The organism is Streptomyces misionensis, from assembly GCF_007896895.1.
Classification (GTDB): domain Bacteria; phylum Actinomycetota; class Actinomycetes; order Streptomycetales; family Streptomycetaceae; genus Streptomyces; species Streptomyces misionensis_A.
Window position 1 is genome coordinate 19030 of record NZ_VOGW01000044.1, and the last position, 19810, is coordinate 38839.

The 19810-nt window shown below is 73.9% G+C and carries 20 protein-coding genes; 7 read left to right on the forward strand and 13 right to left on the reverse strand.

Features of this window, described 5'->3' with window-relative positions:
• Positions 1-11 precede the first annotated feature (11 nt).
• Together FRZ03_RS07955 and FRZ03_RS07960 are read right to left on the reverse strand one after the other, a co-directional pair.
• Positions 12-209, reverse strand: a complete 198-nt coding sequence (locus FRZ03_RS07955) for an antitoxin (protein ID WP_146464453.1) — start codon at positions 207-209, stop codon at positions 12-14.
• A 39-nt stretch (positions 210-248) separates the two neighbouring features.
• On the reverse strand, positions 249-1274 hold the full coding sequence (locus tag FRZ03_RS07960) for an MsnO8 family LLM class oxidoreductase (RefSeq protein WP_146464454.1): 1026 nt from the start codon (positions 1272-1274) through the stop codon (positions 249-251).
• A gap of 106 nt (positions 1275-1380) precedes the next feature.
• Here FRZ03_RS07960 and FRZ03_RS07965 point away from each other — a divergent pair, with 106 nt between their 5' ends.
• Positions 1381-1872 carry a phosphatase domain-containing protein gene (locus FRZ03_RS07965; RefSeq protein ID WP_146464455.1) on the forward strand — a complete coding sequence of 164 codons (492 nt, stop codon included), beginning with the start codon at positions 1381-1383 and terminating at the stop codon, positions 1870-1872.
• A gap of 12 nt (positions 1873-1884) precedes the next feature.
• Here FRZ03_RS07965 and FRZ03_RS07970 read toward each other — a convergent pair whose 3' ends face one another.
• Positions 1885-2100 carry a dodecin gene (locus FRZ03_RS07970; RefSeq protein ID WP_146464456.1) on the reverse strand — a complete coding sequence of 72 codons (216 nt, stop codon included), beginning with the start codon at positions 2098-2100 and terminating at the stop codon, positions 1885-1887.
• A gap of 225 nt (positions 2101-2325) precedes the next feature.
• Between FRZ03_RS07970 and FRZ03_RS07975 the strand changes: the two genes are divergently transcribed.
• Positions 2326-3582: an extracellular solute-binding protein gene (locus tag FRZ03_RS07975; protein ID WP_146464457.1), complete on the forward strand. Its 1257-nt coding sequence runs from the start codon at positions 2326-2328 to the stop codon at positions 3580-3582.
• A gap of 4 nt (positions 3583-3586) precedes the next feature.
• Here the strand turns inward: FRZ03_RS07975 and egtD are convergent, their stop codons facing one another.
• The 4 genes from egtD to egtA are packed head-to-tail and all read right to left on the reverse strand — an operon-like array spanning position 3587 to position 7993.
• Positions 3587-4549, reverse strand: coding sequence for an L-histidine N(alpha)-methyltransferase (gene egtD, locus FRZ03_RS07980; protein ID WP_146464458.1), 963 nt, complete (start codon positions 4547-4549; stop codon positions 3587-3589).
• The gene (gene egtC, locus FRZ03_RS07985; protein WP_146464459.1) at positions 4546-5325 is read right to left on the reverse strand and encodes an ergothioneine biosynthesis protein EgtC; all 780 of its coding nucleotides are present in this window, start codon (positions 5323-5325) and stop codon (positions 4546-4548) included. Before egtC ends, egtD begins: the two co-directional genes overlap by 4 nt.
• Positions 5325-6662: an ergothioneine biosynthesis protein EgtB gene (gene egtB / locus FRZ03_RS07990; RefSeq protein WP_146464460.1), complete on the reverse strand. Its 1338-nt coding sequence runs from the start codon at positions 6660-6662 to the stop codon at positions 5325-5327. Before egtB ends, egtC begins: the two co-directional genes overlap by 1 nt.
• Positions 6659-7993, reverse strand: a complete 1335-nt coding sequence (gene egtA, locus FRZ03_RS07995) for an ergothioneine biosynthesis glutamate--cysteine ligase EgtA (RefSeq protein WP_146464461.1) — start codon at positions 7991-7993, stop codon at positions 6659-6661. Before egtA ends, egtB begins: the two co-directional genes overlap by 4 nt.
• Before the next feature lie 275 nt (positions 7994-8268).
• Between egtA and FRZ03_RS08000 the strand changes: the two genes are divergently transcribed.
• On the forward strand, positions 8269-9090 hold the full coding sequence (locus FRZ03_RS08000) for a TIGR02452 family protein (protein WP_146464462.1): 822 nt from the start codon (positions 8269-8271) through the stop codon (positions 9088-9090).
• 115 nt (positions 9091-9205) lie between these two features.
• On the opposite strand, the gene FRZ03_RS08005 is transcribed toward FRZ03_RS08000, so the two are convergent.
• The gene (locus FRZ03_RS08005) at positions 9206-10261 is read right to left on the reverse strand and encodes a hypothetical protein (RefSeq protein WP_146464463.1); all 1056 of its coding nucleotides are present in this window, start codon (positions 10259-10261) and stop codon (positions 9206-9208) included.
• 410 nt (positions 10262-10671) lie between these two features.
• Between FRZ03_RS08005 and FRZ03_RS08010 the strand changes: the two genes are divergently transcribed.
• A complete protein-coding gene (locus tag FRZ03_RS08010) occupies positions 10672-11325 on the forward strand; it encodes an antibiotic biosynthesis monooxygenase (RefSeq protein WP_146464464.1) in 654 nt (217 codons plus the stop codon).
• Between the two features lie 268 nt (positions 11326-11593).
• On the opposite strand, the gene FRZ03_RS08015 is transcribed toward FRZ03_RS08010, so the two are convergent.
• Positions 11594-12046 carry a type II toxin-antitoxin system PemK/MazF family toxin gene (locus FRZ03_RS08015; RefSeq protein ID WP_146464465.1) on the reverse strand — a complete coding sequence of 151 codons (453 nt, stop codon included), beginning with the start codon at positions 12044-12046 and terminating at the stop codon, positions 11594-11596.
• Between the two features lie 247 nt (positions 12047-12293).
• Here FRZ03_RS08015 and FRZ03_RS08020 point away from each other — a divergent pair, with 247 nt between their 5' ends.
• Positions 12294-14408, forward strand: a complete 2115-nt coding sequence (locus FRZ03_RS08020) for a cellulose binding domain-containing protein (protein ID WP_146464466.1) — start codon at positions 12294-12296, stop codon at positions 14406-14408.
• Positions 14409-14474: 66 nt separating this feature from the next.
• Here the strand turns inward: FRZ03_RS08020 and FRZ03_RS08025 are convergent, their stop codons facing one another.
• Both FRZ03_RS08025 and FRZ03_RS08030 read right to left on the reverse strand, forming a co-directional pair.
• Positions 14475-15398, reverse strand: a complete 924-nt coding sequence (locus FRZ03_RS08025) for an NADP-dependent oxidoreductase (protein ID WP_146464467.1) — start codon at positions 15396-15398, stop codon at positions 14475-14477.
• A 117-nt stretch (positions 15399-15515) separates the two neighbouring features.
• A complete protein-coding gene (locus FRZ03_RS08030) occupies positions 15516-15947 on the reverse strand; it encodes a cupin domain-containing protein (protein WP_146464468.1) in 432 nt (143 codons plus the stop codon).
• Between the two features lie 96 nt (positions 15948-16043).
• On the opposite strand from FRZ03_RS08030, the gene FRZ03_RS08035 reads away from it, so the two are divergent.
• A complete protein-coding gene (locus FRZ03_RS08035; protein ID WP_146464469.1) occupies positions 16044-16733 on the forward strand; it encodes a helix-turn-helix transcriptional regulator in 690 nt (229 codons plus the stop codon).
• The gene (locus tag FRZ03_RS08040; RefSeq protein WP_146464470.1) at positions 16730-17155 is read left to right on the forward strand and encodes a hypothetical protein; all 426 of its coding nucleotides are present in this window, start codon (positions 16730-16732) and stop codon (positions 17153-17155) included. Before FRZ03_RS08035 ends, FRZ03_RS08040 begins: the two co-directional genes overlap by 4 nt.
• Before the next feature lie 7 nt (positions 17156-17162).
• Here the strand turns inward: FRZ03_RS08040 and FRZ03_RS08045 are convergent, their stop codons facing one another.
• Both FRZ03_RS08045 and FRZ03_RS08050 read right to left on the reverse strand, forming a co-directional pair.
• A complete protein-coding gene (locus tag FRZ03_RS08045; protein ID WP_146464471.1) occupies positions 17163-18575 on the reverse strand; it encodes an amidase in 1413 nt (470 codons plus the stop codon).
• A 99-nt stretch (positions 18576-18674) separates the two neighbouring features.
• The gene (locus FRZ03_RS08050) at positions 18675-19667 is read right to left on the reverse strand and encodes an alpha/beta hydrolase (protein WP_398659914.1); all 993 of its coding nucleotides are present in this window, start codon (positions 19665-19667) and stop codon (positions 18675-18677) included.
• Positions 19668-19810 lie beyond the last annotated feature (143 nt).

The window sequence follows — 19810 nt, forward strand, 5'->3', positions numbered from 1 at the left end:
GCCCCCGTTCCCTAGGGCTGCGGAGGGCTGCCCGGATCCTGCGGCCGGGTGCCGAACTCGTCCCGCGCCCTGTCCTGGGCGGTGTCGACCTGCTTCTGGTACTTGTTCCCGGTGCGGTCGTCGACGTAGTCGCCGCCCTTGTCGATGCCCTTGTCGGCCATGCCCTCGTGGCCCTTGAGCATGCCCTTGATCTTGTCCATGAAGGACATGGCAGTCCTCCTCGTCGCTCGGGACTTGCCCTCCCAGGGTCACCGGCCGGGGCCCTCCTCGCATCTCGGGGCGAAGAGCGCGGCCAGCCGGCGGTAGGAGTCCAGCAGCGCCGCGCGGTCGTGGCCGCTGGTGGTGACCAGCACCTCCGCGGCGCCGGTCTCCTTCACCACCGTCTCCAGCTCGTGGGCGACCTCCTCCGCGGTGCCCGCGAGCTGCCCGGCGAGCTGGGACTCGTACACCTCCCGCTCCCGCGCGGTCATCACCCGGGACTCGATCTCCGCGGCCGGGGCGAGCGGCGGGAAGGTGCCGTGGGTGCGCGCGTACGCCATCGACCAGGCCTCCGGGACCAGCAGCCGGCGCGCCGCCTGCGGGGTGCCGGCGACCGCTACCGTCCCGGAGATCACCACATACGGCTCGGCCGCCCAGCGCGAGGGGCGGAAGGCGGCGCGGTACCGCTCGACGCCGCGCAGCAGCTTCTCCCGGTCGCGCAGGTCCCCGATGACCAGGGGCAGTCCGGCGCCGGCCGCGATCGCCGCGCCCTCGCCGACGGCCAGCACGAACGGCGGCACCGTCAGGCCCTCCGCGGGGCGGGCGTGCACCCCGGTCGGCGAGGACCCGGTGAACCAGTCGAGCAGCTCGCCGAGCTGGGCCGCGAAGTCCGCCGCGTCCCCCTTGTCGCGGCCGAGCGCCCGCCGCACCCCGTCCGTGAAGCCCACCGAGCGTCCCAGCCCCATGTCGATCCGGCCGGGGAACAGCGACTCCAGCACCCCGAACTGCTCGGCGACCACCAGCGGCCGGTGGTTGGGCAGCATCACCCCGCCGGTGCCGACCCGGACGGACGAGGTGGCGGCGGCCACGGCGGCGGCCAGCACGGTCGGCGCGGAACCGGCGACACCGGGCACTCCATGGTGCTCGGAGACCCAGAACCGGTGGTAGCCGAGCGCCTCCGCCTCCCGTGCCAGCGCCACGGTGTCCCGCAGCGCCTCGGCGGGCGGCCGCCCCTGCCGGGTGCGGGAACGGTCGAGGACGGAGAACCGGGTACGGGCGATCACTGAACTGCTCACGAACGGTTCAACGTCCTGACCGTCCGCGGATTCCCGGCCCGCGGATTCCCGTGGCCGGCTGGTGCCGCGACCGAAACCTTTCCGGCCACAGCACTAGGGTCGTGTCGTGACCGAAAGCAGCGAGCGGCCGATCGCCGTGTTCGACCTCGACAACACCCTGGCGGACACCGCCCACCGGCAGCACTTCCTGCGGGCCCGCCCCAAGGACTGGGACGGCTTCTTCGCCGCCGCGCCCGCGGACCCGCCGCTCGCGGAGGGCGTCGCGCTGGCCGTGCGCAGCGCCCGGGACTGCGAGATCGTCTATCTCACCGGCCGCCCGGAGCGGTACCGCCAGGACACCCTGGACTGGCTCGCCGCGCACGGACTGCCCGCGGGGGAGCTGCACATGCGGGGCGACGCCGACCGCAGGCCCGCCCGGTTCACCAAGCTGACCGTCCTGCGCCGGCTCGGCCGCGGCCGTGCGGTGCGGTTCCTCGTGGACGACGACGACCTGGTGTGCGACGACGCCGAGCGCGCCGGATTCCCCGTGGTGCGGGCCCGCTGGGCCGAGCGGTCGCAGGTGCTGCGCGAGGCCCAGGAGCAGGAGGGGCGCACCTGACGCGCGGGTCCCTCAGTCGCCGTCCTCGATGCGGAAGCCCACCTTCAGGCCCACCTGGTAGTGCTCGATCCGCCCGTTCTCCAACTGGCCGCGGACCTGGGTCACCTCGAACCAGTCGAGGTTGCGCAGGGTCTGGCCGGCGCGGGCGATGCCGTTGCGAATGGCCTGGTCGAGGCCCTCGTGCGAGGTGCCGACGATCTCGGTGACCCGGTAGGTGTGGTTCGTCATGGGGGCTCCTTGGGCCGGGGGACACGCCGTGGACACGCCGTACTCCACCGTGCCGCATCACGGCCCGCTCCGCACGGCGTCGCCGTCGTAACCATCGGTAGCCCTTGACCTCCGCATTGGTCCATACCAAAATCCACCCACACCCGCACGAGCGTTCCCGCTCGTCCCCCCACGTCGGGCCCCCACCCCTGTGCGCATCCGCCATGCCAGACAGAAGGACCCCTCGTGAGACGTCGTCTGCTCCCCCTCATCTGTGTCACCGGTACGCTCGTGAGCGCCTGCGGGACGCTTCCCGGCACGCAACCGCGCGAGACCGTGACCGTGTGGCTGATGAAGGGCAGCGCCTCGGCGGACTTCCTCAAGCGCTTCACCGCGGACTTCGAAAGCACCCACAAGGACCTGCGCCTGGACATCCGCACCCAGGACTGGACAGGCATCGTGGCCAAGGTCCGCAAGGCGCTCGCGGACACCTCCGGTGACGCCCCCGACGTCATCGAGGTCGGCAACACCCAGGTGCCGCTGTACGCCGACGGCGGCCGGCTCGCCGACCTGACGCTGGAGTCGATGCGCGACTGGGGCAAGGACAAGTGGCTGCCGGGCCTGGCCGAGCCCGGCAAGGAGGGCAACCAGCAGTACGGCATCCCCTGGTACGCGGCCAACCGGGTGGTCGTCTACCGCAAGGACCTGTTCGCCCAGGCCGGCATCGCCCGCCCGCCGCGCACCCGCGACGAATGGCTCGCCGACACCGAGAAGCTGAACACCGGGGACACCCAGGGCATCTACCTGGCCGGCCAGGACTGGTACACGCTCTCCGGCTTCATCTGGGACGAGGGCGGCGACCTCGCCCGGAAGGTCGACGACTACCAGTGGAAGGGCGCCCTGGACACCCCGGAGGCGCTGCGCGGCATGGACTTCTACCGCCGGCTCCAGTCGCTCGGCGACGGTCCGAAGGACGCCGACGAGGAACACCCGCCCCAGGCCGGGGTGTTCGCCGGCGGCAAGGTCGCGCAGATCGTCGCCGTACCCGGGCTCGCCCAGTCGATCCTGGAGCGGAACCCCGCGCTGAAGGGAAAACTGGGCTTCTTCCCGGTGCCCGGCCCGACCGCGTCCCGGCCCGGCGCGGTGTTCACCGGCGGCTCCGACCTCGTCGTCCCGCAGCACACCGGGGACCAGTTCGCCGCGACCGCCGTGGTCGGGGCGCTGACCAGCGCCAAGTGGGACACCGAACTCGCCCGCACCATGAACTACGTGCCCAACAAGACCACGCTGGCGGGTGCCGTCTCGGGCGAGGAGGGGGTCGCCGCCATGGCCGTGGGCGCGGCGCACGGCCGGGCGACCCCCAACACCCCTCAGTGGGCGGACGTCGAGGCCGACAACCCGATCAAGCAGTACATGAGCCGGGTGCTGAACGGGGCCGATCCGGCGACGGAGGCCCGCCGGGCCTCGCGGAAGATCACCGAGGCGCTCACCCCGGATCTGTGAGCCGTCACCGGACCACGCTCAGCGACAGCGCGAACCGCTCCTGGCCGTCGGTCCACCAGTGCGTCAACTCCAGCCCGGCTTCCGCCAGTTCCCGGGTCACGCCCGCCTTGCGGAACTTGGCCGACACCTCGGTGCGCAGTTCCTCGCCCGCCGCGAACTCCACGGCGAGGTCCAGCGCGGGCACCTTCACGGTCTGCTCGGTACGGGCGCGCAGCCGCATCTCGATCCACTCGCGCCGCGCGTCCCACAGCGCCACATGGTCGAAGGCGTCCGGGTCGAAGTCGGCGCCGAGTTCGCGGTTGACGACGTTCAGCACGTTCTTGTCGAACGCGGCCGTCACCCCGGCCGCGTCGTCGTACGCCCGGACCAGGACCCGCTCGTCCTTGACCAGATCGGTGCCGAGCAGCAGCCCGTCACCGGGGGCGAGCAGGGCCCGCACCGAGGCGAGGAACGCGGCGCGTTCGACGGGCAGCAGATTGCCGATCGTGCCGCCGAGGAACGCCACCAGCCGGGGCCCCGGCGTCGGGGGCAGGTCCAGCGGGGCGGTGAAGTCGGCGATCAGCGCGTGCACGTCGAGGCCCGGGCGTTCGGCGATGAGCGCCTCGCCGGCCTGGACGAGGGCGCTCTCGCTGACGTCGACCGGGACGTATGCCGCGAGCGAGGTGAGCGCGTCGAGCAGATAACGGGTCTTCTCCGAGGAGCCCGAGCCCAGCTCGACCAGGGTGCGGGCGCCGCTCGCGGCGGCGATCTCGCCGGACCGGGCGGCCAGGATCTCCCGCTCGGCACGGGTGGGGTAGTACTCGGGCAACGCCGTGATCTCGTCGAAGAGTTCGCTGCCCCGGGCGTCGTAGAACCACTTCGGCGGCAGCCACTTGGGCTCGGCGGTCAGACCACGGCGCACATCGGCGCGCAGCGCCGCGCCCGTGGCGTCCTCGGGGAGGGTGCGGGTGACATGCAGGGGGCTCACGTGCAGGGCTCCTTCGATGGTACGGCGGCCGGATCGTCCGCCGGGGCGAGCAGCACGCCGGTGCTGTCCGCGGTGAGCACGGTGCGGTCGGGGACCTCCCGCCACAGCGGGTCGTCGTCGTACGGCTCGGAGGCGACGACCGTGCCCCGGCCGGGCTCCGTGCGGTACCAGAGGCTGTCGCCCCAGGCGGTGGCGGCGATGGTGGTGCCGTCCGTCAGCAGCAGGTTCAGCCGGGCGGCGGGGGCGGCCCGGGCGACCTCGCGCGCCGTCTCGCACAGGGCCCGCTCCGGGCCGTCCCCGGCGCGCAGCCGGTGCAGCACCAGCGCCCACACGAACGCCGAGTCGGTGCGCGCCGGCAGCGACAGCAGGTCGACCGGGGGCAGCGTGCGCACCAGCGGCGCCGCCGCGTCGGGCCAGCCCGGGACCGCCCCGTTGTGGCTGAACAGCCAGCGCCCGGAGGCGAACGGCGCCGCCGCGGCCTCCGCGTCCGCGCCCGCCAGGGTGGCGTCCCGGACGGCGGCGAGCACCGCGGTGGAGCGCACCACCCGGGCCAGGTCGGCGAAGGACAGGTCGGCCCAGATCGGCCCGGCCCGCCGGTAGCGGGCGGGCGCCCGGTCGCCGGGCGCGTACCAGCCGACCCCGAACCCGTCGGCGTTGACCGTGCCGTACCGCTGCCGCCGCGGCTCCCACGACTGCCGCAGCAGACTGTGCGCGGGCGCCACCAGCAGGTCTCCCAGGGACAACTCTGGCCCTACATAGGCAAGGTGGCGGCACATCAGGCGTCCTCCGAGCGGGCGGTGCGGAAGCCGGAGAAGATCTGCCGCCGGATCGGATAGTCCCAGTTGCGGAACGTCCCCCGGCAGGCCACCGGGTCCACGGCGAACGAACCGCCGCGCAACACCTTGTACTCCGGGCCGAAGAACACCTCCGAGTACTCCTTGTACGGGAATGCCCGGAACCCCGGGTACGGCAGGAAGTCGCTCGCCGTCCACTCCCACACGTCGCCGATCAACTGCCGAACCCCGTACGGGGATTCCCCCTCCGGGTAGCTGCCTGCCGGGGCGGGCCCCAGGTGCCGCTGACCCAGGTTGGCGTGGCGGGGTGCCGGGTCGGCGTCGCCCCAGGGGTAGCGCCGGGAGCGGCCGGTGGCCGGATCGTGCCGGGCGGCCTTCTCCCACTCCGCCTCGGTGGGCAGCCTGCGCCCGGCCCAGCGGGCGTAGGCGTCGGCCTCGTACCAGCACACGTGCACCACCGGCTCGTCCGGCGGCACCGCCTCGGTGGTGCCGAACCGGCGGCGCAGCCAGCGGTCGCCGTCGCGCCGCCAGAACAGCGGGGCGGTGATGCCGTGCCGCCGGATGTGCGCCCAGCCCTCCGGGGCCCACCAGCGTTCGGTGTCGTAGCCGCCGTCCTCGATGAACGCCTGGTACGCGCCGTTCGTCACCGGGGTGGTGTCGATCCAGAACGGCGCCACCTCCCGCACGTGCGCCGGGCGTTCGTTGTCCAGTGCCCACGGCTCACCGGAGGTGCCCATGGTGAACGGGCCGCCGGGTATCAGCACGTCGGCCGGGCCGGTGAACGGCGGCCCCGGCTCCGGCTCCGGCGCCGTCAGCACCGCCGGACCCGAGCGCAGCTGATGGGTGATCAGCATCGTCTCGTCGTGCTGCTGTTCGTGCTGAGCGATCATGCCGAAGGCGAACCCGGCCTCGGTCAGCCGGGTGCCGTGGAAGTCGGCGCCCGCCAGCAGGTCCAGCACCCGGCCGCGGACCTCGGCCGCGTAGCGCCGGGCCTCCGCGGGCGGCAGCAGCGGCAGCGAGGGCCGTTCCGCACGCGGATGCTCGAAGGCGTCGTAGAGGCTGTCGATCTCCGGGCGCATCGCCTCCCGGCCGCCGACCGCCCGGAGCAGCCACAGCTCCTCCTGGTTGCCGATGTGCGCGAGGTCCCACACCAGCGGGGACATCAACGGCGAGTGCTGCGCGGTCAGATCGGGTTCGTCCACGCACGTGGTCAGCAAGGTGGTGCGGTCCCGGGCGGTGGTCAGCGAGGCCAGTGCGCGCTCACGCAGGGCCTCGGTGTCCCACTTGGCGGTCGGGGTGTCGGTCTCGGGGGCGGTCATGTCGGGATGTCCTTCCTGCCGTGGGCGGTTCGGCCGCCCCCGACCGGGGAGATGCGCGTGCCGGGCAGCGCGTCCAGCAGGTCGTCGGCCGGGCAGCGGCCCCGGGCGACATAGCGCTCCAGGTACCCGGCGACGGCGTCCGTCACCTCGGCGGTGGCGCCGAGCCGGGGCAGCGCGTCCAGTGCCGCCGCGAAACACACGGCGGCCACCTCGCGCAGCTCCGGATCGGCGAGCCCCCGCCGGGCCGCGTCGGTCCACAGCGGATTGTGCGGGGCGGGCAGGCTCCGGGCCCGCTCCGCCAGTGTCTTCACGCTCCGGTAGGCGGTCTCGGCGGCCATCGGATCGTCGAACAGCGCCGCCGTCACGGCGAGCGGCACGATCCAGCCGTCCTCGCCGGGCTGCGCGTCGATCATCCGCAGCTCCAGATGGCCGCGCGGCCTGACCGGCGGGAAGAGGGTGGTGAGGTGGTAGTCCAGGTCCGCCCGGGTGGGCGGCCGGGGCAGTCGCGAGCGCGTCCACTGCCGGAAGGTCAGCTGCTCGGGCACCTCCCACGGCCCGTCGTCCCGGCGCACGCACATCACCGGGGAGTCCAGCACATGCCGGGCCCACGCGGCCCGTGGCTCCTCGTGCAGCGGGGGCGCGCCCGCCCGGCCCGCGCCGATCTCCATCCACATCAGCTGCCGGGTGGACAGCCAGCCCGTCGGCAGCCTGCCGACCAGCGGGGAGTTGGCGAACGCGGCCACCAGGACCGCGCCCAGCTGGTGCGCCAGCCACCAGCGCCGCCCGTGCCCCAGTGGGCCCGGCTCCTCATGGCCCGCGTCCACGCAGACCTGGACGGAGGCGGAGGCGCGCATCATGTGCCGGCCGGCCGGGCCGGCACGGTCCAGACACGTCTCCATCGCGTCGTAGCGCGGCTCGCGCAGGAACCGGCGCGGCAGCCGGAAGGGGTCGTGGCCGATGCCGACGAGGTCGAGCCCGTCCCCGGCGAGGACGGCGCGCACGGCGGCCAGGTCGGCGCGGACGGTACGAACGCACTCCATCAGGGAGGCGGCGGGCGGCGAGCTCAGCTCCAGCTGACCGCCGGGCTCCACGGTGAGCGCCGACCCGAGGGGCACGGCCCGCAGCGCGGCATAGGCCGCGGAAAGCCGTTCGGGTGTCACGGGGCGCTGTGGCGCACCACGCTCGTGGACGAGCCATTCGAGCTCCACCCCGAGCGTGCGGGGCGGTCCGGTCTTGAAGCAGATGCCCTGGACCAGGGCGTCCACCTCGGCCTCGGTGACGGCGGTACGGTCCTGCGGACAGTCGCCACCGTCGCTGATCGCATCGGACATGTCGGGATCCTCCTGAGATTCCACCATGCCGCCGGACCGGTGTTCGATGAGCCGGGCCGGCACTCGTCCCACCCAAGACCCTTGTGCCGGTTCGCACAAGACCGCCGTTCCGGGCGTTCTCGGACCGTTCGTCTCCGCGACCGTCCGTCGTTCCGGCGGGTTCCGCGAGCGGGAAACTCCGTTGCACCGCATACCAGCATCACTCAGGATGACCGCATGAGCACGACGGGGGAGACCGCGCGGCCCGCGGTCATGGCGTCCACGGGGGTGGCGCCATGAGCGCGCGCCTGCGCGGGATCGCCGCGGAGACGGAACAGATCGTGGCGGCGGGGCGCTACCGGGCCCCGGACGGCCGCGAGGTGCCGCTCGCGGCGGCCGTCGAGGCCGCCAGGGCCGGCACCCGGATGCACGGCCCCGGGCCGGTCCCGGTGCCGCCCGCACCCGGCACCGACCCGCTCGTCGAGGTCACCGGCGAGAGCAGCACCCAGGCGGCCCGCCGGCTGGCCGGCGCCCCGGTGGCCGTGCTGAACTTCGCCTCGGCCAGGAACCCCGGCGGCGGCTACCTCAACGGCGCCCAGGCCCAGGAGGAGGCCCTGTGCCGCGCCTCCGCGCTGTACACCTGTCTGCTGGAGGCCCGGGAGTTCTACGAGCACCACCGCGCCGACCGGGACCCGCTCTACTCCGACCGGGTGATCCACGCCCCGGCGGTGCCCGTCTTCCGCGACGACCGGGGGCGGCTGCTGGCCGAGCCCCACCTCGTGGGCTTCCTGACCGCCGCCGCTCCCAACGCGGGCGTGCTGCGGCGCCGTGCCCCCGAGCGCGCCGCCGAGATCCCGGCCGCCCTCGCCACGCGGGCCGAGCGGGTCCTGGAGACCGCCGCCGCCCACGGCTACCGGCGCCTGGTCCTCGGCGCCTGGGGCTGCGGCGTCTTCCGGAACGACCCGGCCCAGGTCGCGGAGGCCTTCCGCGCGCTGCTCGGCACCGGGGGCCGCTTCGCGGGCACCTTCGAGCACATCGTCTTCGGCGTGCTGGACCGGACGCCGGGGGCCACGGTGCGGGAGGCCTTCGTCCGGGCGTTCCCGCGCGCCGGAGGCTGAGGGGCGGGAGCCGGACGGCCTCGTGGCGCCCGGCCCCCTGAGAAGAGGCGCTCCGGCTCCTTGTCAGCCGATGCGGCCGGAGCGTCTCGTCGCGATCCTCGGTGGCGCACAGGCGCTATCGGCCATCGAGGTGCTGGTGGGACGTTCCCTGCGGCTCGCGGGACCGGTAGCGGTTCGCCAGGGCGTGGAACGCCTCCTTGGGTTCCCAGGGCATGTCCGGGTACGTACGCGCGTCCGCGGGGTAGCCGCTGTGCTCGTCGAGGATCTTGACGATGCCGTAGGAGGCGAGGTCGGGGTTCGGGCCGGACAGACGGTGGGGAGTGCCGTAGCCGGCGAAGCTGAACCAGAAGACGGAGTCGACCCCTTCGTCCTCGAAGACGGGCATGAGCTCGTCGAGATAGCGGACCTGCTCGCCCTCGTCACGCACCAGGTGGGGCTTGGGGGTGACACCGTCCGGCTCCATGGCCATGTACCAGCCCGAGCCGCCGAAGTCGCCCGCCCCGCGGAAGGTGCAGCAGCCGACTTCCATGATGGCCACCGGCTTGCCGTGGGTGAACTCTTTGCGCAGTTTGTCGCGGTATGTCGCGGCGTTGCGCAGACTCCGGAAGGCGTCCAGGCCGACGATGTCGAACGGGCTCCAGTCCACGCCGTCCAGGGGGCACGAGGCGTAGCTGACCGGGCCGGCGAAGAGAGGTCGGACGGTGCGGACGACCTCGCCGAGGAAGGTGTTGACCTTGTCGGGGAGGGGCCGGATCGCGGCCTCGCGATCGGGGCCGGCCAGGACCGGGATGCGCTCGTCGAAGGTGTCGCCGGGCAGGTACCCGCGGGCGAACAGGCTCAGTTCGCAGCCGGTGACAAGGACGACGTCGGCGCCGTCATGGCGCAGGCGTTCGGCTCGCTCGGCGCAGTCGGCGAAGTACGGCAGCATCTGTTCGTCGGTCATCTCGCAGGGGAACGGCGAGAACCAGACCTCCAGCCCGGCGGCGGCCGCATGCCGCGCGGTGGTCTCGATCCGGTCCGGGTCGCCGCCCGTGATGCGGATCGCGGTGCAGTGCAGGTCTTCGGCGATGATCCGCATGTCCCGCGCGACGACGTCGGCGTCGAAGACGGGGCGGGACGTGTCGCCGTTGGGAAAGGTGCCGGTGTCGTAGTGGATGCCTTTGCCTCGCATGCCGTGCGCCTCCGATGAGAATCCGCGTGTCGCCTACAGCGCGATCGTCAAGTCTCCAGCGGCGGCAGAGTCAAGCCCGGACGGTGACCAGCCGTTTGGAACCCGATCGCGGCCTCCTCGCCGATGGCTCCGTCCTCCTCGGATCGTCCTGTGGGCGGGTCGGGGCGAGCACTTGGCGGCATGCGATGAGAGGGCATGCGGGTCGCGAGAAGGCTTCGTGCATGTCAGCCCTGCGGTCCCGGCGGATGCGCAAGGGCCCGAAGCCATGGAGTCGGGCCAGGCCTCGGTGGTCGAGTTCGTAGGTCTTTCGGGGGTTGGCTTCGGAGCTGCTGGGAGCCTCTGAGCCCCGGCTTGACCTCCACCGCGCTTGACGTTCCACGCTGGGCGCACGGCGACGACAGGAGGTTTGTATGACAACGCTTCAGCTGCCGGATCTGGCCCGGGCCGACGCCGGGACCACGCTGATCAGCGAGTGGATTGTGGACACGCCGGACCGTCAGGACCGGGCGAGCCGTGCACTGCTGAGGGAGTGGGACGAGCTGTCGGCCAGGTTTCGCCCCGAGGCCTTCCTGCGGCTCAGCTGCTTCGCAAGCGCGGACGGGCGCGTGCTGCTCAGTGTCGCGCAGTGGACCAGCGACGATGCCCACCTTGCCTTCGTGCGCGAACACCGGGCTGAGATGGTCGGCCGCATCGACCGCGAGATCCCGGGCATCCGGCGTCCGGGGCTGGTCCGCTACCGGTTGGCGCACACCGTCGTGCCGGACGGCGCCGGCGACGACACGACCGACCTGATCGCCGTCGCGCGCGCCGAGGGCGAGCCGGCGTCCCATGCCGCGCGATGGGCTGAGGACACCGCCGACCGGCTACGGGCGGCTCCGCCCCCCGGCATGGGCACCGCGCACGTGTTCGTGAGCGAGGACGGTGCGCGTGGCCTGCTCTACGCGCCGGTGGCACAGGCGAATGCCGTTGCCGGGGCGCGTCCCCACCGGCTGCTCGGAGCCGTCGCAGGGCCGGGCGCGGGTGCGGACGGCGGAAGACCGGCGGGCCGGGGCTCAGCGTTCTGACGGTGCGGGAAGGCGTAGCCGGCCCTGGGCAACCGTTCCGGCGCTCCCACAGGCGGCCGGTCCCGGGGAGCATTGACCGGCGGCTTTCGGGCTCACCTCGGCGCTGCCCCAGCCGTCGGGTCTTCCCGCGTACGGGCCGCCGAGAGCCCCGGCCTTCGTGCGGTCCTTCCCGCGTACGGGCCGCCGAGGCCCCCGGCCTCCGTGGGTGCCTCTCCGCGCGCGGGCCTTCGCGACGGCCGGAATGCCGGACGCCGCGAAGGCGCCGCGCTCAGGTCCAGCCGTACCGCTCGTGCAGACGCTGCCGGACGAGATCGAACCGCATCCGGTCCAGGGCGCACGCCTCCCGGCGCATCCCCTCCTCGTGCAGCCGCAGCACCCGGTCCACGGCCACCCAGGAGTCGCGCCCCGAGCGGTCCCACGGCCCGCTGCCGATCGCCACCCACTCCCGGTCGCCGTCGTGCCGCTTGCTGGAGAGCTGGACGGCCAGGAAGGTGCCCGCCGCCTCCCGGGCGACGACCAGCACCGGCCGGTCCTTGCCCCGCCCGTCGTTCTCCTCGAACGGCACCCAGGTCCAGACGATCTCCCCGGGGTCCGGATCGCCGTCGCATGCGGGGGAGTACTCGGTCCGCACCCGGCCGACCTCGCGCGGGTCGGCCTCGGCGGTGGCGTTCGGGCCGTGACGGCCGGGGACGTTCTCATCGGTGTCGGTAAACGTGCTCACGGGGGCACCCTAGCCTCCCCGTCGAAGCCCGTGTCCTGGCCCCCGGTTGGCCGGCTTCGGCGGTCGAGGCGGTCGGGAAGATTGACATGACCGTGACGCACTTCCATCATGGGAGCGCTCCCAAGCCCCGCCCGCCGTCGCCTCGCCGACGTGTCGGCGCGGTCGCTGCACGCCGCACGTTCCCCGTTCATCGTCCGGCTCCGCGGCGTGGCCCCGGGCCGGCGCATCACCCGGGAGGAACACCCCCATGCTGTTCCGCAGGAGACGACCAGACGGGCGACCGGACGGGCCGCGTCGCCGGCTCGCCGTCGCGGCCTCGGCAGCCCTGGCCGTGGCGGCCGCGGTGCTGCCGCTCGCCACGCCCGCCGCCGCGGCCGACCCGGCCGACACCACGGTCACCGTCAACGCGAGCGCGGGCCTCGGCACCGTCAGTTCGACCGCGCTCGGCGCCAACACCGCCATCTGGGACGCGGACATGAACGACCCGGAGGTGGCCTCCCTGTACCGGGCCGCGGGGATCGGCGCGCTGCGCTACCCGGGCGGCTCCTACGCCGACATCTACCACTGGGTCGACAACACCGCGCCCGGCGGTTACGTCGCCCCGGGCACCGACTTCGACGCCTTCATGGGCACCGTCAAGTCCACCGGCGCCCAGCCGATCCTGATCGCCAACTACGGCTCCGGCACGGCCCAGGAGGCCGCGGACTGGGTCCGGTACGCCAACGTCACCAAGGGCTACGGGGCGAAGTACTGGGAGATCGGCAACGAGATCTACGGCAATGGCGTCTACGGCAGTGGCTGGGAGAACGACACCCACGCCGACAAGACCCCGGACCAGTACGCCCGGGAGGTCGAGGCCTACGCCAAGGCGATGAAGGCGGTCGACCCGACCGTGAAGATCGGCGCCGTGCTCACCATGCCCGGCAACTGGCCCGACGGTTCGGTGGCCACCGGGGACACCGGTGACTGGAACCACACCGTGCTCGCCGCCGTCGCCCACGACATCGACTTCGTGAGCGTCCACTGGTACCCCAACACCAGCACCGGCGAGCAGTCGCTGGCCGCCGTGCGGCAACTGCCCGGTGAGCTGCGCGAGGTGCGCAACCTGGTCGACCGGTACGCGGGCGCCGACTCCGCGCGGATCGGCATCGCGATGACCGAGATCAACTCCAACTCCGGCGGCGGCGCCTTCACCAGCCGGCCCAACGGCCTGTTCGCCGCGGAGGCCATGATCACGGCGATGGAGAACGGCGTCTTCACCGTGGACTGGTGGGACACCCACAACGGCGCGGGCGCCATCACCACCGTGGGTGGGGAGACCGACTACGGCGACATGGGCATGCTGTCGAACGGCAGTTGCACCGGCAGCGTCTGCGAACCGGCGGTGAACACCCCCTTCGCGCCCTACTACGGCATCAAGACGCTCGGTGCCCTCAGCGACCCGGGCGACACCATGGTGGCCTCCGGCACCTCCGGGGCCGAGGTCTCCTCGCACGCGGTGCTCCGGGCCGACGGCGACCTCAGCGTCCTGCTGCTGAACCGGAGCGCGACCACCGAGCACACCGTGGACCTGCGTTACCTGGGCTTCACCGCCGGCTCCGCCGCCCCGCAGGTACAGCGCTGGGCACCCGGTGACAACGGCCTGGTCGACGCGACCGGCACCGCCACGGCCGGCTCGGCGACCCTCGCGCCGTACTCCGTCACCGTGCTGACGATGCACCCGAAGAGCGGCACGGGTTCGTCCGCCGCCACCGTCGGCGCCCCCGGCACGCCCCGCACCACCTCGGTGGGGGCCGGCACCGCCACCCTGAGCTGGCCGGCCGCGACCGGCTCGGTGGACCGGTACGAGGTCTACGAGCAGCTCGGCACCAACATCCAGCTGCTCGGCTCGTCCACCGGCACCTCCGTCACGCTCTCCAACCTGCCGGCCGGCTCCCGGCACACCGTCAACGTGCTGGCCCGGGACAAGGCGGGACACCTCTCCCGCCCGTCCGTCCCGCTGACCTTCACCACCGGTACGCCGGACGACAGCACCTGCACCGTCTCGTACCAGGTGACCTCCGGCTGGGGCAACGGCTTCGTCTCCGACGTCGTGGTGAGCAACGTCGGCCCGGCGGACATCGACGGCTGGACGCTGACCTTCGACTGGCCCTCGGCCGGGCAGTCCGTCTCCTCGTGGTGGAACGCCGACATCACCAGCGACGGGCAGCACGTCCATGTGACCAACACGGAGAGCAACGCGAGGCTCGCGCCGAACGGCGGCAACTCCGCCGAGTTCGGCTTCGTGGGCGCCAACGACGGCGCCAACCCCGCTCCCACGGCCTTCCGCCTCAACGGAACGGTCTGCCGGACGATCTCCTGAGCACGGAGCCCTGGGTGGGGGCGACCCCACCCAGGGCGGGATTCCCGGTCGCGGAGCCCTCCGGGCTCAGACCGTGAGGACGATCTTGCCGCGGGTGCGTCCGGACTGGCTCAGCCGCCAGGCCTCGGCCGCCGCCGCCAGCGGCAGGGCCTTCTCCACGTGGACCCTGAGCTCGCCCGCGTCCGCGAGCTGGGCCAGGGTCGTCAGGTCGGCGGACGACGGGCGTACCCACACGTACTGGCCGCCCGCGTCGAGCGCGGCCTCGCCGTCGGCGATCGAGGCGACGCGGCCCGGCCGCCGCAGCAGCGGCAACGACTGCCGGACCGCGCCGTCGCCGACGAAGTCGAGCACCGCGTCGACGCCCTCGGGAGCGAGCTCCCGCACGCGGTCGACGAACCCCTCGCCGTAGGTGACCGGCTCCGCGCCGAGCGAACGCAGGAACTCGTGGTTGCGCTCGCTCGCCGTGCCGATGACGCGCGCGCCGCGGGCGACGGCGATCTGCACCCCGAGCGAGCCGACGCCACCGGCTGCGGCGTGCACGAGCACCACATCGCCCCGTCCGATGCCCAGCCGCTCGATCGACTGGTAGGCGGTGAGCCCGGCGAGCGGGACACCCGCCGCCTCCTCCCAGCTCAGCGACGCGGGCTTCTTCGCGAGGGCGCGCACGGGCGCCGAGACGAGTTCGGCGTACGCGCCGTTCTGCGCCCAGTCCTTGCGGATGTAGCCGTAGACCTCGTCGCCCACGGCGAACTCGGTGGCGTCGAAGCCGACCCGCTCCACCACGCCCGCGACGTCCCAGCCGGAGATCAGCGGGAAGCGGGTCTCCATGATGGCGTCCAGCATGCTGGCGCCGAGTTTCCAGTCGACCGGGTTGACCCCGGCCGCCTTCACCCGGATGAGCACCTCGCCGGGTGCCACCTTGGGCTCGGGCAGCTCCACGAGCCGCAGGTCGTCGGGTGATCCGTACGTGTCGAGTGCGATGGCCTTCATGTCACTGATCAACTCCCGAGCGGACCGGATCATTCCGGGCGGCCGGGACCGGCATCGACGAGCCGGGCGCTGCGGGCGTGGCCGCCGGCGGTCACCGTGACGGGGGCGGAGCGTTCGTCAGGACTGCGGGGCCGGGCCGTCGTCCGGCCGGGCGGTGATGTCCAGGCCGGGGCGGCGGGTGTGCACGGTGAGGTAGGTCAGGCCCTCGTCACCGGCGGTGATGCTGCGGGTGGAGCCGTGGGGCAGCCAGACCAGCGCGCCCCCGGCGACCGGGCACGGCGCCTCGGCGGATCCCGCGCCGAGGACACCGGACCCGGCGACGACCAGGAGCAGTACGTCCAGTCGCGCCTCCGCGTGCGCCGCGATCCGCCCGCCCGGGGCGAGCCGCACCACGTTGGCGTCCAACTGGCGCCCCGTCTCGGCGAGTTTCCACAGCACCCCGGACGGCAGCGGCGGCTGCGACGCCAGTGCCCGGGCGTCGCACAGAACCCGCGGAACCGGTTCCGCCCGCTGTGCCGGGCCGTCGCCTGCGGCGGACGATGACATCATCTGCACCCCTCGCTGTCCGTGGTCTCCGAAGCTCGACGTACGATTACTACACGTTGGACTTGTGAAAAATACACGCAGGTGAGAGGGGGGTAGGGCGTGGCGGAGAGCCCCCGTCGGCGCGCGGTGCTGGACGTGCTGCGGGCCGCGTCCGAGCCGCTCGGCGTCACGGAGACCGCCGAGCGGCTCGAGGTCCACCCCAACACCGTCCGCTTCCACCTGGCCGCCCTGGTGGCCGACGGCCTGGTCGAGCGCCGGGCCGAGGCGCCCGGTGGCCCGGGCCGGCCGCGCACCGTGTACACCGTCCGCCCCGGCATGGACCGCGGCGGTGCGCGCGGCTACCTCCTGCTGGCGCGGATGCTGCTCAGCCGACGGGCCCTCGCCGATCCGGCCGAGGCGCGCGAGGAGGCCCTGGAGACGGGCCGCGCGTGGGGCCGCTTCCTGGCCGACCCGCCGCCCCCCTTCGAGCGGCCCTCGGCCGAGCGGTCGGTCACCCGCCTCCTCGCCCTGCTGGACGACCTGGGCTTTGATCCGGAGCTCGTCCGGGGCGGTGCGCGGCCCCCGGAGCGGATCGGGCTGCGGCACTGCCCCTTCCTCGAACTCGCCGAGGAACACGGAGAATTGGTCTGCCCCCTCCACCTCGGCCTGATCCAGGGCGCCTTGGCCCGGCTCGACGCGCCGCTGACGGCCACCCGTCTGGAGCCGTTCGCCCGACCCGACCTCTGCCTCGCCCACTTGAGCGGGACGGGCACTCCCGCACGGGACATGAGAAAGGCGACACGTCGATGAGCGCCACGTCCGCCGCCGCCACCGCGGTCACCTTCGTCTGGCTCGGAATGGTGCTGGCGATCTCCTTCCTGGAGGCACCGCTGAAGTTCCGCGCACCGGGTGTGACCATCCCCATCGGGCTGGGCATCGGCCGGCTGGTGTTCCGGGCGCTCAACAGCGTCGAGGCGGTGTTCGCGGTCGTGGTGATCGTCGCGGTCGCGGCGCACGGCGCCGCCGCCTGGATCATCGGGCTCGCCGCCGCGGCCGCGGTCTTCCTGCTCGCCCAGCTGGCCGCCGTCCGCCCCTCGCTGAACCGCAGGTCCGACCGGGTCCTCGCGGGTGCGGAACTGCCCCGCTCCCGCAGCCACCTGTGGTACGTGGCCCTCGAACTCCTCAAGGTGTCCGCCCTGCTGGCCCTCGGCATCGGACTGCTCACGGCCTGACCTCTTGTCACCGGGCCGGTTCGGGCACCGCCGGCCATCGCTCGTACCAGCGCAGCTCCGCCTCCAGTTGCGCGGCGAGGGAGACCAGCAGGGGCTCGCCGCCGGCCGGGCCGAGGAGCTGGGCGCCCACCGGCAGCCCGTCCCCGGCGAACCCGGCGGGCACGTTCACCCCCGGCCACCCCAGCACGTTCCACGGCCAGGCATAAGGACACGCGGCGATCATGGCCCGGTCCGTGGCCGTCCCGCCGAGCCGGTACAGGGCGCCGATCCGGGGCGGGGGAGTGGCCGTGGTCGGGGCGAGGACCACGTCGTACGTCCGGAAGAAGCCGCCGATCCGCCGGTGCAGCACCGCCTCAGCCCGCCGGGCCGCCCGCAGCGGGGCCCCGCCGAGCAGCCGGCCGAGCCGGGCCGCGCTCCGGGTGCGCGGATCGAGCAGCGCGGGGTCGGGCACCTCGCGGGCGAACTCGGCGATCCCGGCGGTGGCGCGGGGCACGAAGGACAGCCCGATGAGACCGTAGGGGGGATCGGCCTGCGTCACCTCGTGCCCCAACCCGGCCAGACACTCGGCGAGTTCGGTGACCCGGGCGCGGATTCGCGGGTCCAGCCGGACCGGCACGGCGGTGAACGGCGGCTTCAGGGACAGCGCGATCCGCAGCCGGCCGGGGTCGCGGCCGACCGCGTCCGCCACCGTCAGCGCGGCCGGCCGGTGCACGTCCCGGTCGTGGCTGCCGCTCGCCGCGTCGAGGAGCAGGGCCGCGTCGGCGACCGTACGGGCCAGGGTGCCGTTGACCGTGATGCCCTGGAAGGGCTCGGCGCGCGGCCAGGTCGAGACGCGGCCGCGCTGCGGTTTGATGCCGATCAGATGGGTCCAGGACGCCGGTATGCGCACCGAGCCGGCGCCGTCGGAGCCGAGCGCGGCCGGCACCAGACCGGCCGCCACCGCCGCCGCCGAGCCGCCCGAGGACCCGCCCGGGGTGTGCCCGGTGTGCCAGGGGTTGCGGGTGTCGCCGAAGGCCCGCCCCTCGGTGAACGGCCACTGCCCCAGCTCACAAGTGTTCGTCTTGCCGACGATCACCGCGCCGGCCGCCCGCAGCCGCCGTACCGCCTCCCCGTCCGCGGCCGCCGGCGGGAAGTCGCCCGCGCAGCCGAACGCGGTCGGCTCGCCCGCCACGTCCATGTCGTCCTTCACGGCGACCGGCACCCCGAGCAGCGGCCGCCGCCCCCCGGCCGCCAGCTCCCGGTCGGCGGCCTCCGCCTCGGCGAGCGCGGCCTCGTGCCGTACGAGGCGGAAGGCGTTCAGCGTCGGCTGCGCGGCCTCGATCCGGGCCAGGGTCCGCGCCACCAGTTCCCGGGAGGTCACCTCGCCCCCGGCGAGCGCGCGGGCGGACTCGGCGAGACCGGCGGCACGGTCGGGCGTCATGGGCGGGCACCTCCGGGAGGCTCCGGACACGGGTCTACCGAACGGTAACGTCGGCGGGGGCCGGGTGAAAGGGGTTCCCCATGACCGGCGGCCCGCGCCTCAGCCGCCCAGCAGCCGCCGCAGCCAGCCGAGCCGGGCCGCCCGTGCCGCCCGGGACAGGGCCGCCTGCGGGGCCAGGGTGTCGAAGCCGTGGAACCCGCCCGGCCAGACGTGGAGTTCGGCCTCGCCGCCGGCCCGCCACAGGCGGGACGCGTAGTCGGCCGTCTCGTCCCGGAAGGTCTCCGCCGAACCGGCGTCGAGGTAGGCCGGGGGCAGTCCGGACAGATCCGTGGCGCGGGCCGGGGCCGCGTAGGGGGAGACGCCGGGGCCGCCCCGGCGCGCTCCGAGCAGGGCCGTCCAGGCGGTCTCGTTGGCGGTGCGGTCCCAGAGGCCGACGCCGGTCATCTGGTGGCTGGAGACGGTGTCGTTGCGGTCGTCCAGCATCGGACTCATCAGCAACTGGCCCATCGGGCGGGGCCCTCGGCGGTCCCGGGCGAGCAGGGTGACGGCCGCCGCCAGCCCGCCGCCCGCGCTGGCGCCCGCCACCACGATCCGCTCCGGGTCGCCGCCGATCTCCCGTGCGTGGCCGGCCGTCCACCGCAGGCCCGCGTACACGTCCTCGACCGGCGCCGGATGCGGGTGCTCGGGCGCGAGCCGGTACTCGACCGACACCACCACCGCGCCCAACTCCCTTGCCCAGTCCAGGGGCACGTCCACCCCGGCCCGGCCGGTGCCGGCCACCATGCCGCCGCCGTGCACGTGGTAGAGCACCGGCAGCGGACCCGTGGCGGACACCGGGCGGCAGACCGCCAGGGTGATCCCGGGGGCGCCCGGCGGCCCGGGCGCCGCGCACTCCGTCACCTCGAAGGCGCCGCCCAGGGTGAGGTCCGTCAGCATCGCACCGGCCCCCGCGCCGCGCCGGAGAGTGTCGAGGTCCGCCAGGGTGAACCCGGGCGCCGCCGCGTCCCCCAGCGACTCCAGGCATGCGGCGAGTTCCGGGTCGAACGGGGGCGGGACCAGGGGCACGGCTTCCTCCTCGGACGGCTCCGACACGGCGGTACGGTCACCGTCCGCATACCCCCCGGCGGTGCGGGGAGTCGGGTGCGGTGCGGAGCGTGACCCGGGTGCCGTAGCGTCCGGGGCTCCGCGATCCCGGCGAGGTCCGCGGGAGGGGCCCGACGCGGGAAGGGGCCGGA

Excerpts from the sequence above, each read along its gene's own strand:
- egtC (WP_146464459.1), bottom strand. The coding sequence starts at position 5,325 with ATGTGCCGCCACCTTGCCTATGTAGGGCCAGAGTTGTCCCTGGGAGAC.
- FRZ03_RS07970 (WP_146464456.1), bottom strand. The coding sequence starts at position 2,100 with ATGACGAACCACACCTACCGGGTCACCGAGATCGTCGGCACCTCGCAC.
- FRZ03_RS08030 (WP_146464468.1), bottom strand. The coding sequence starts at position 15,947 with ATGATGTCATCGTCCGCCGCAGGCGACGGCCCGGCACAGCGGGCGGAA.
- FRZ03_RS08025 (WP_146464467.1), bottom strand. The coding sequence starts at position 15,398 with ATGAAGGCCATCGCACTCGACACGTACGGATCACCCGACGACCTGCGG.
- FRZ03_RS08040 (WP_146464470.1), top strand. The coding sequence starts at position 16,730 with ATGAGCGCCACGTCCGCCGCCGCCACCGCGGTCACCTTCGTCTGGCTC.
- FRZ03_RS08000 (WP_146464462.1), top strand. The coding sequence starts at position 8,269 with ATGAGCGCGCGCCTGCGCGGGATCGCCGCGGAGACGGAACAGATCGTG.
- FRZ03_RS08045 (WP_146464471.1), bottom strand. The coding sequence starts at position 18,575 with ATGACGCCCGACCGTGCCGCCGGTCTCGCCGAGTCCGCCCGCGCGCTC.
- FRZ03_RS08020 (WP_146464466.1), top strand. The coding sequence starts at position 12,294 with ATGCTGTTCCGCAGGAGACGACCAGACGGGCGACCGGACGGGCCGCGT.
- FRZ03_RS08005 (WP_146464463.1), bottom strand. The coding sequence starts at position 10,261 with ATGCGAGGCAAAGGCATCCACTACGACACCGGCACCTTTCCCAACGGC.
- FRZ03_RS08010 (WP_146464464.1), top strand. The coding sequence starts at position 10,672 with ATGACAACGCTTCAGCTGCCGGATCTGGCCCGGGCCGACGCCGGGACC.
- egtA (WP_146464461.1), bottom strand. The coding sequence starts at position 7,993 with ATGTCCGATGCGATCAGCGACGGTGGCGACTGTCCGCAGGACCGTACC.
- egtB (WP_146464460.1), bottom strand. The coding sequence starts at position 6,662 with ATGACCGCCCCCGAGACCGACACCCCGACCGCCAAGTGGGACACCGAG.
- FRZ03_RS07955 (WP_146464453.1), bottom strand. The coding sequence starts at position 209 with ATGTCCTTCATGGACAAGATCAAGGGCATGCTCAAGGGCCACGAGGGC.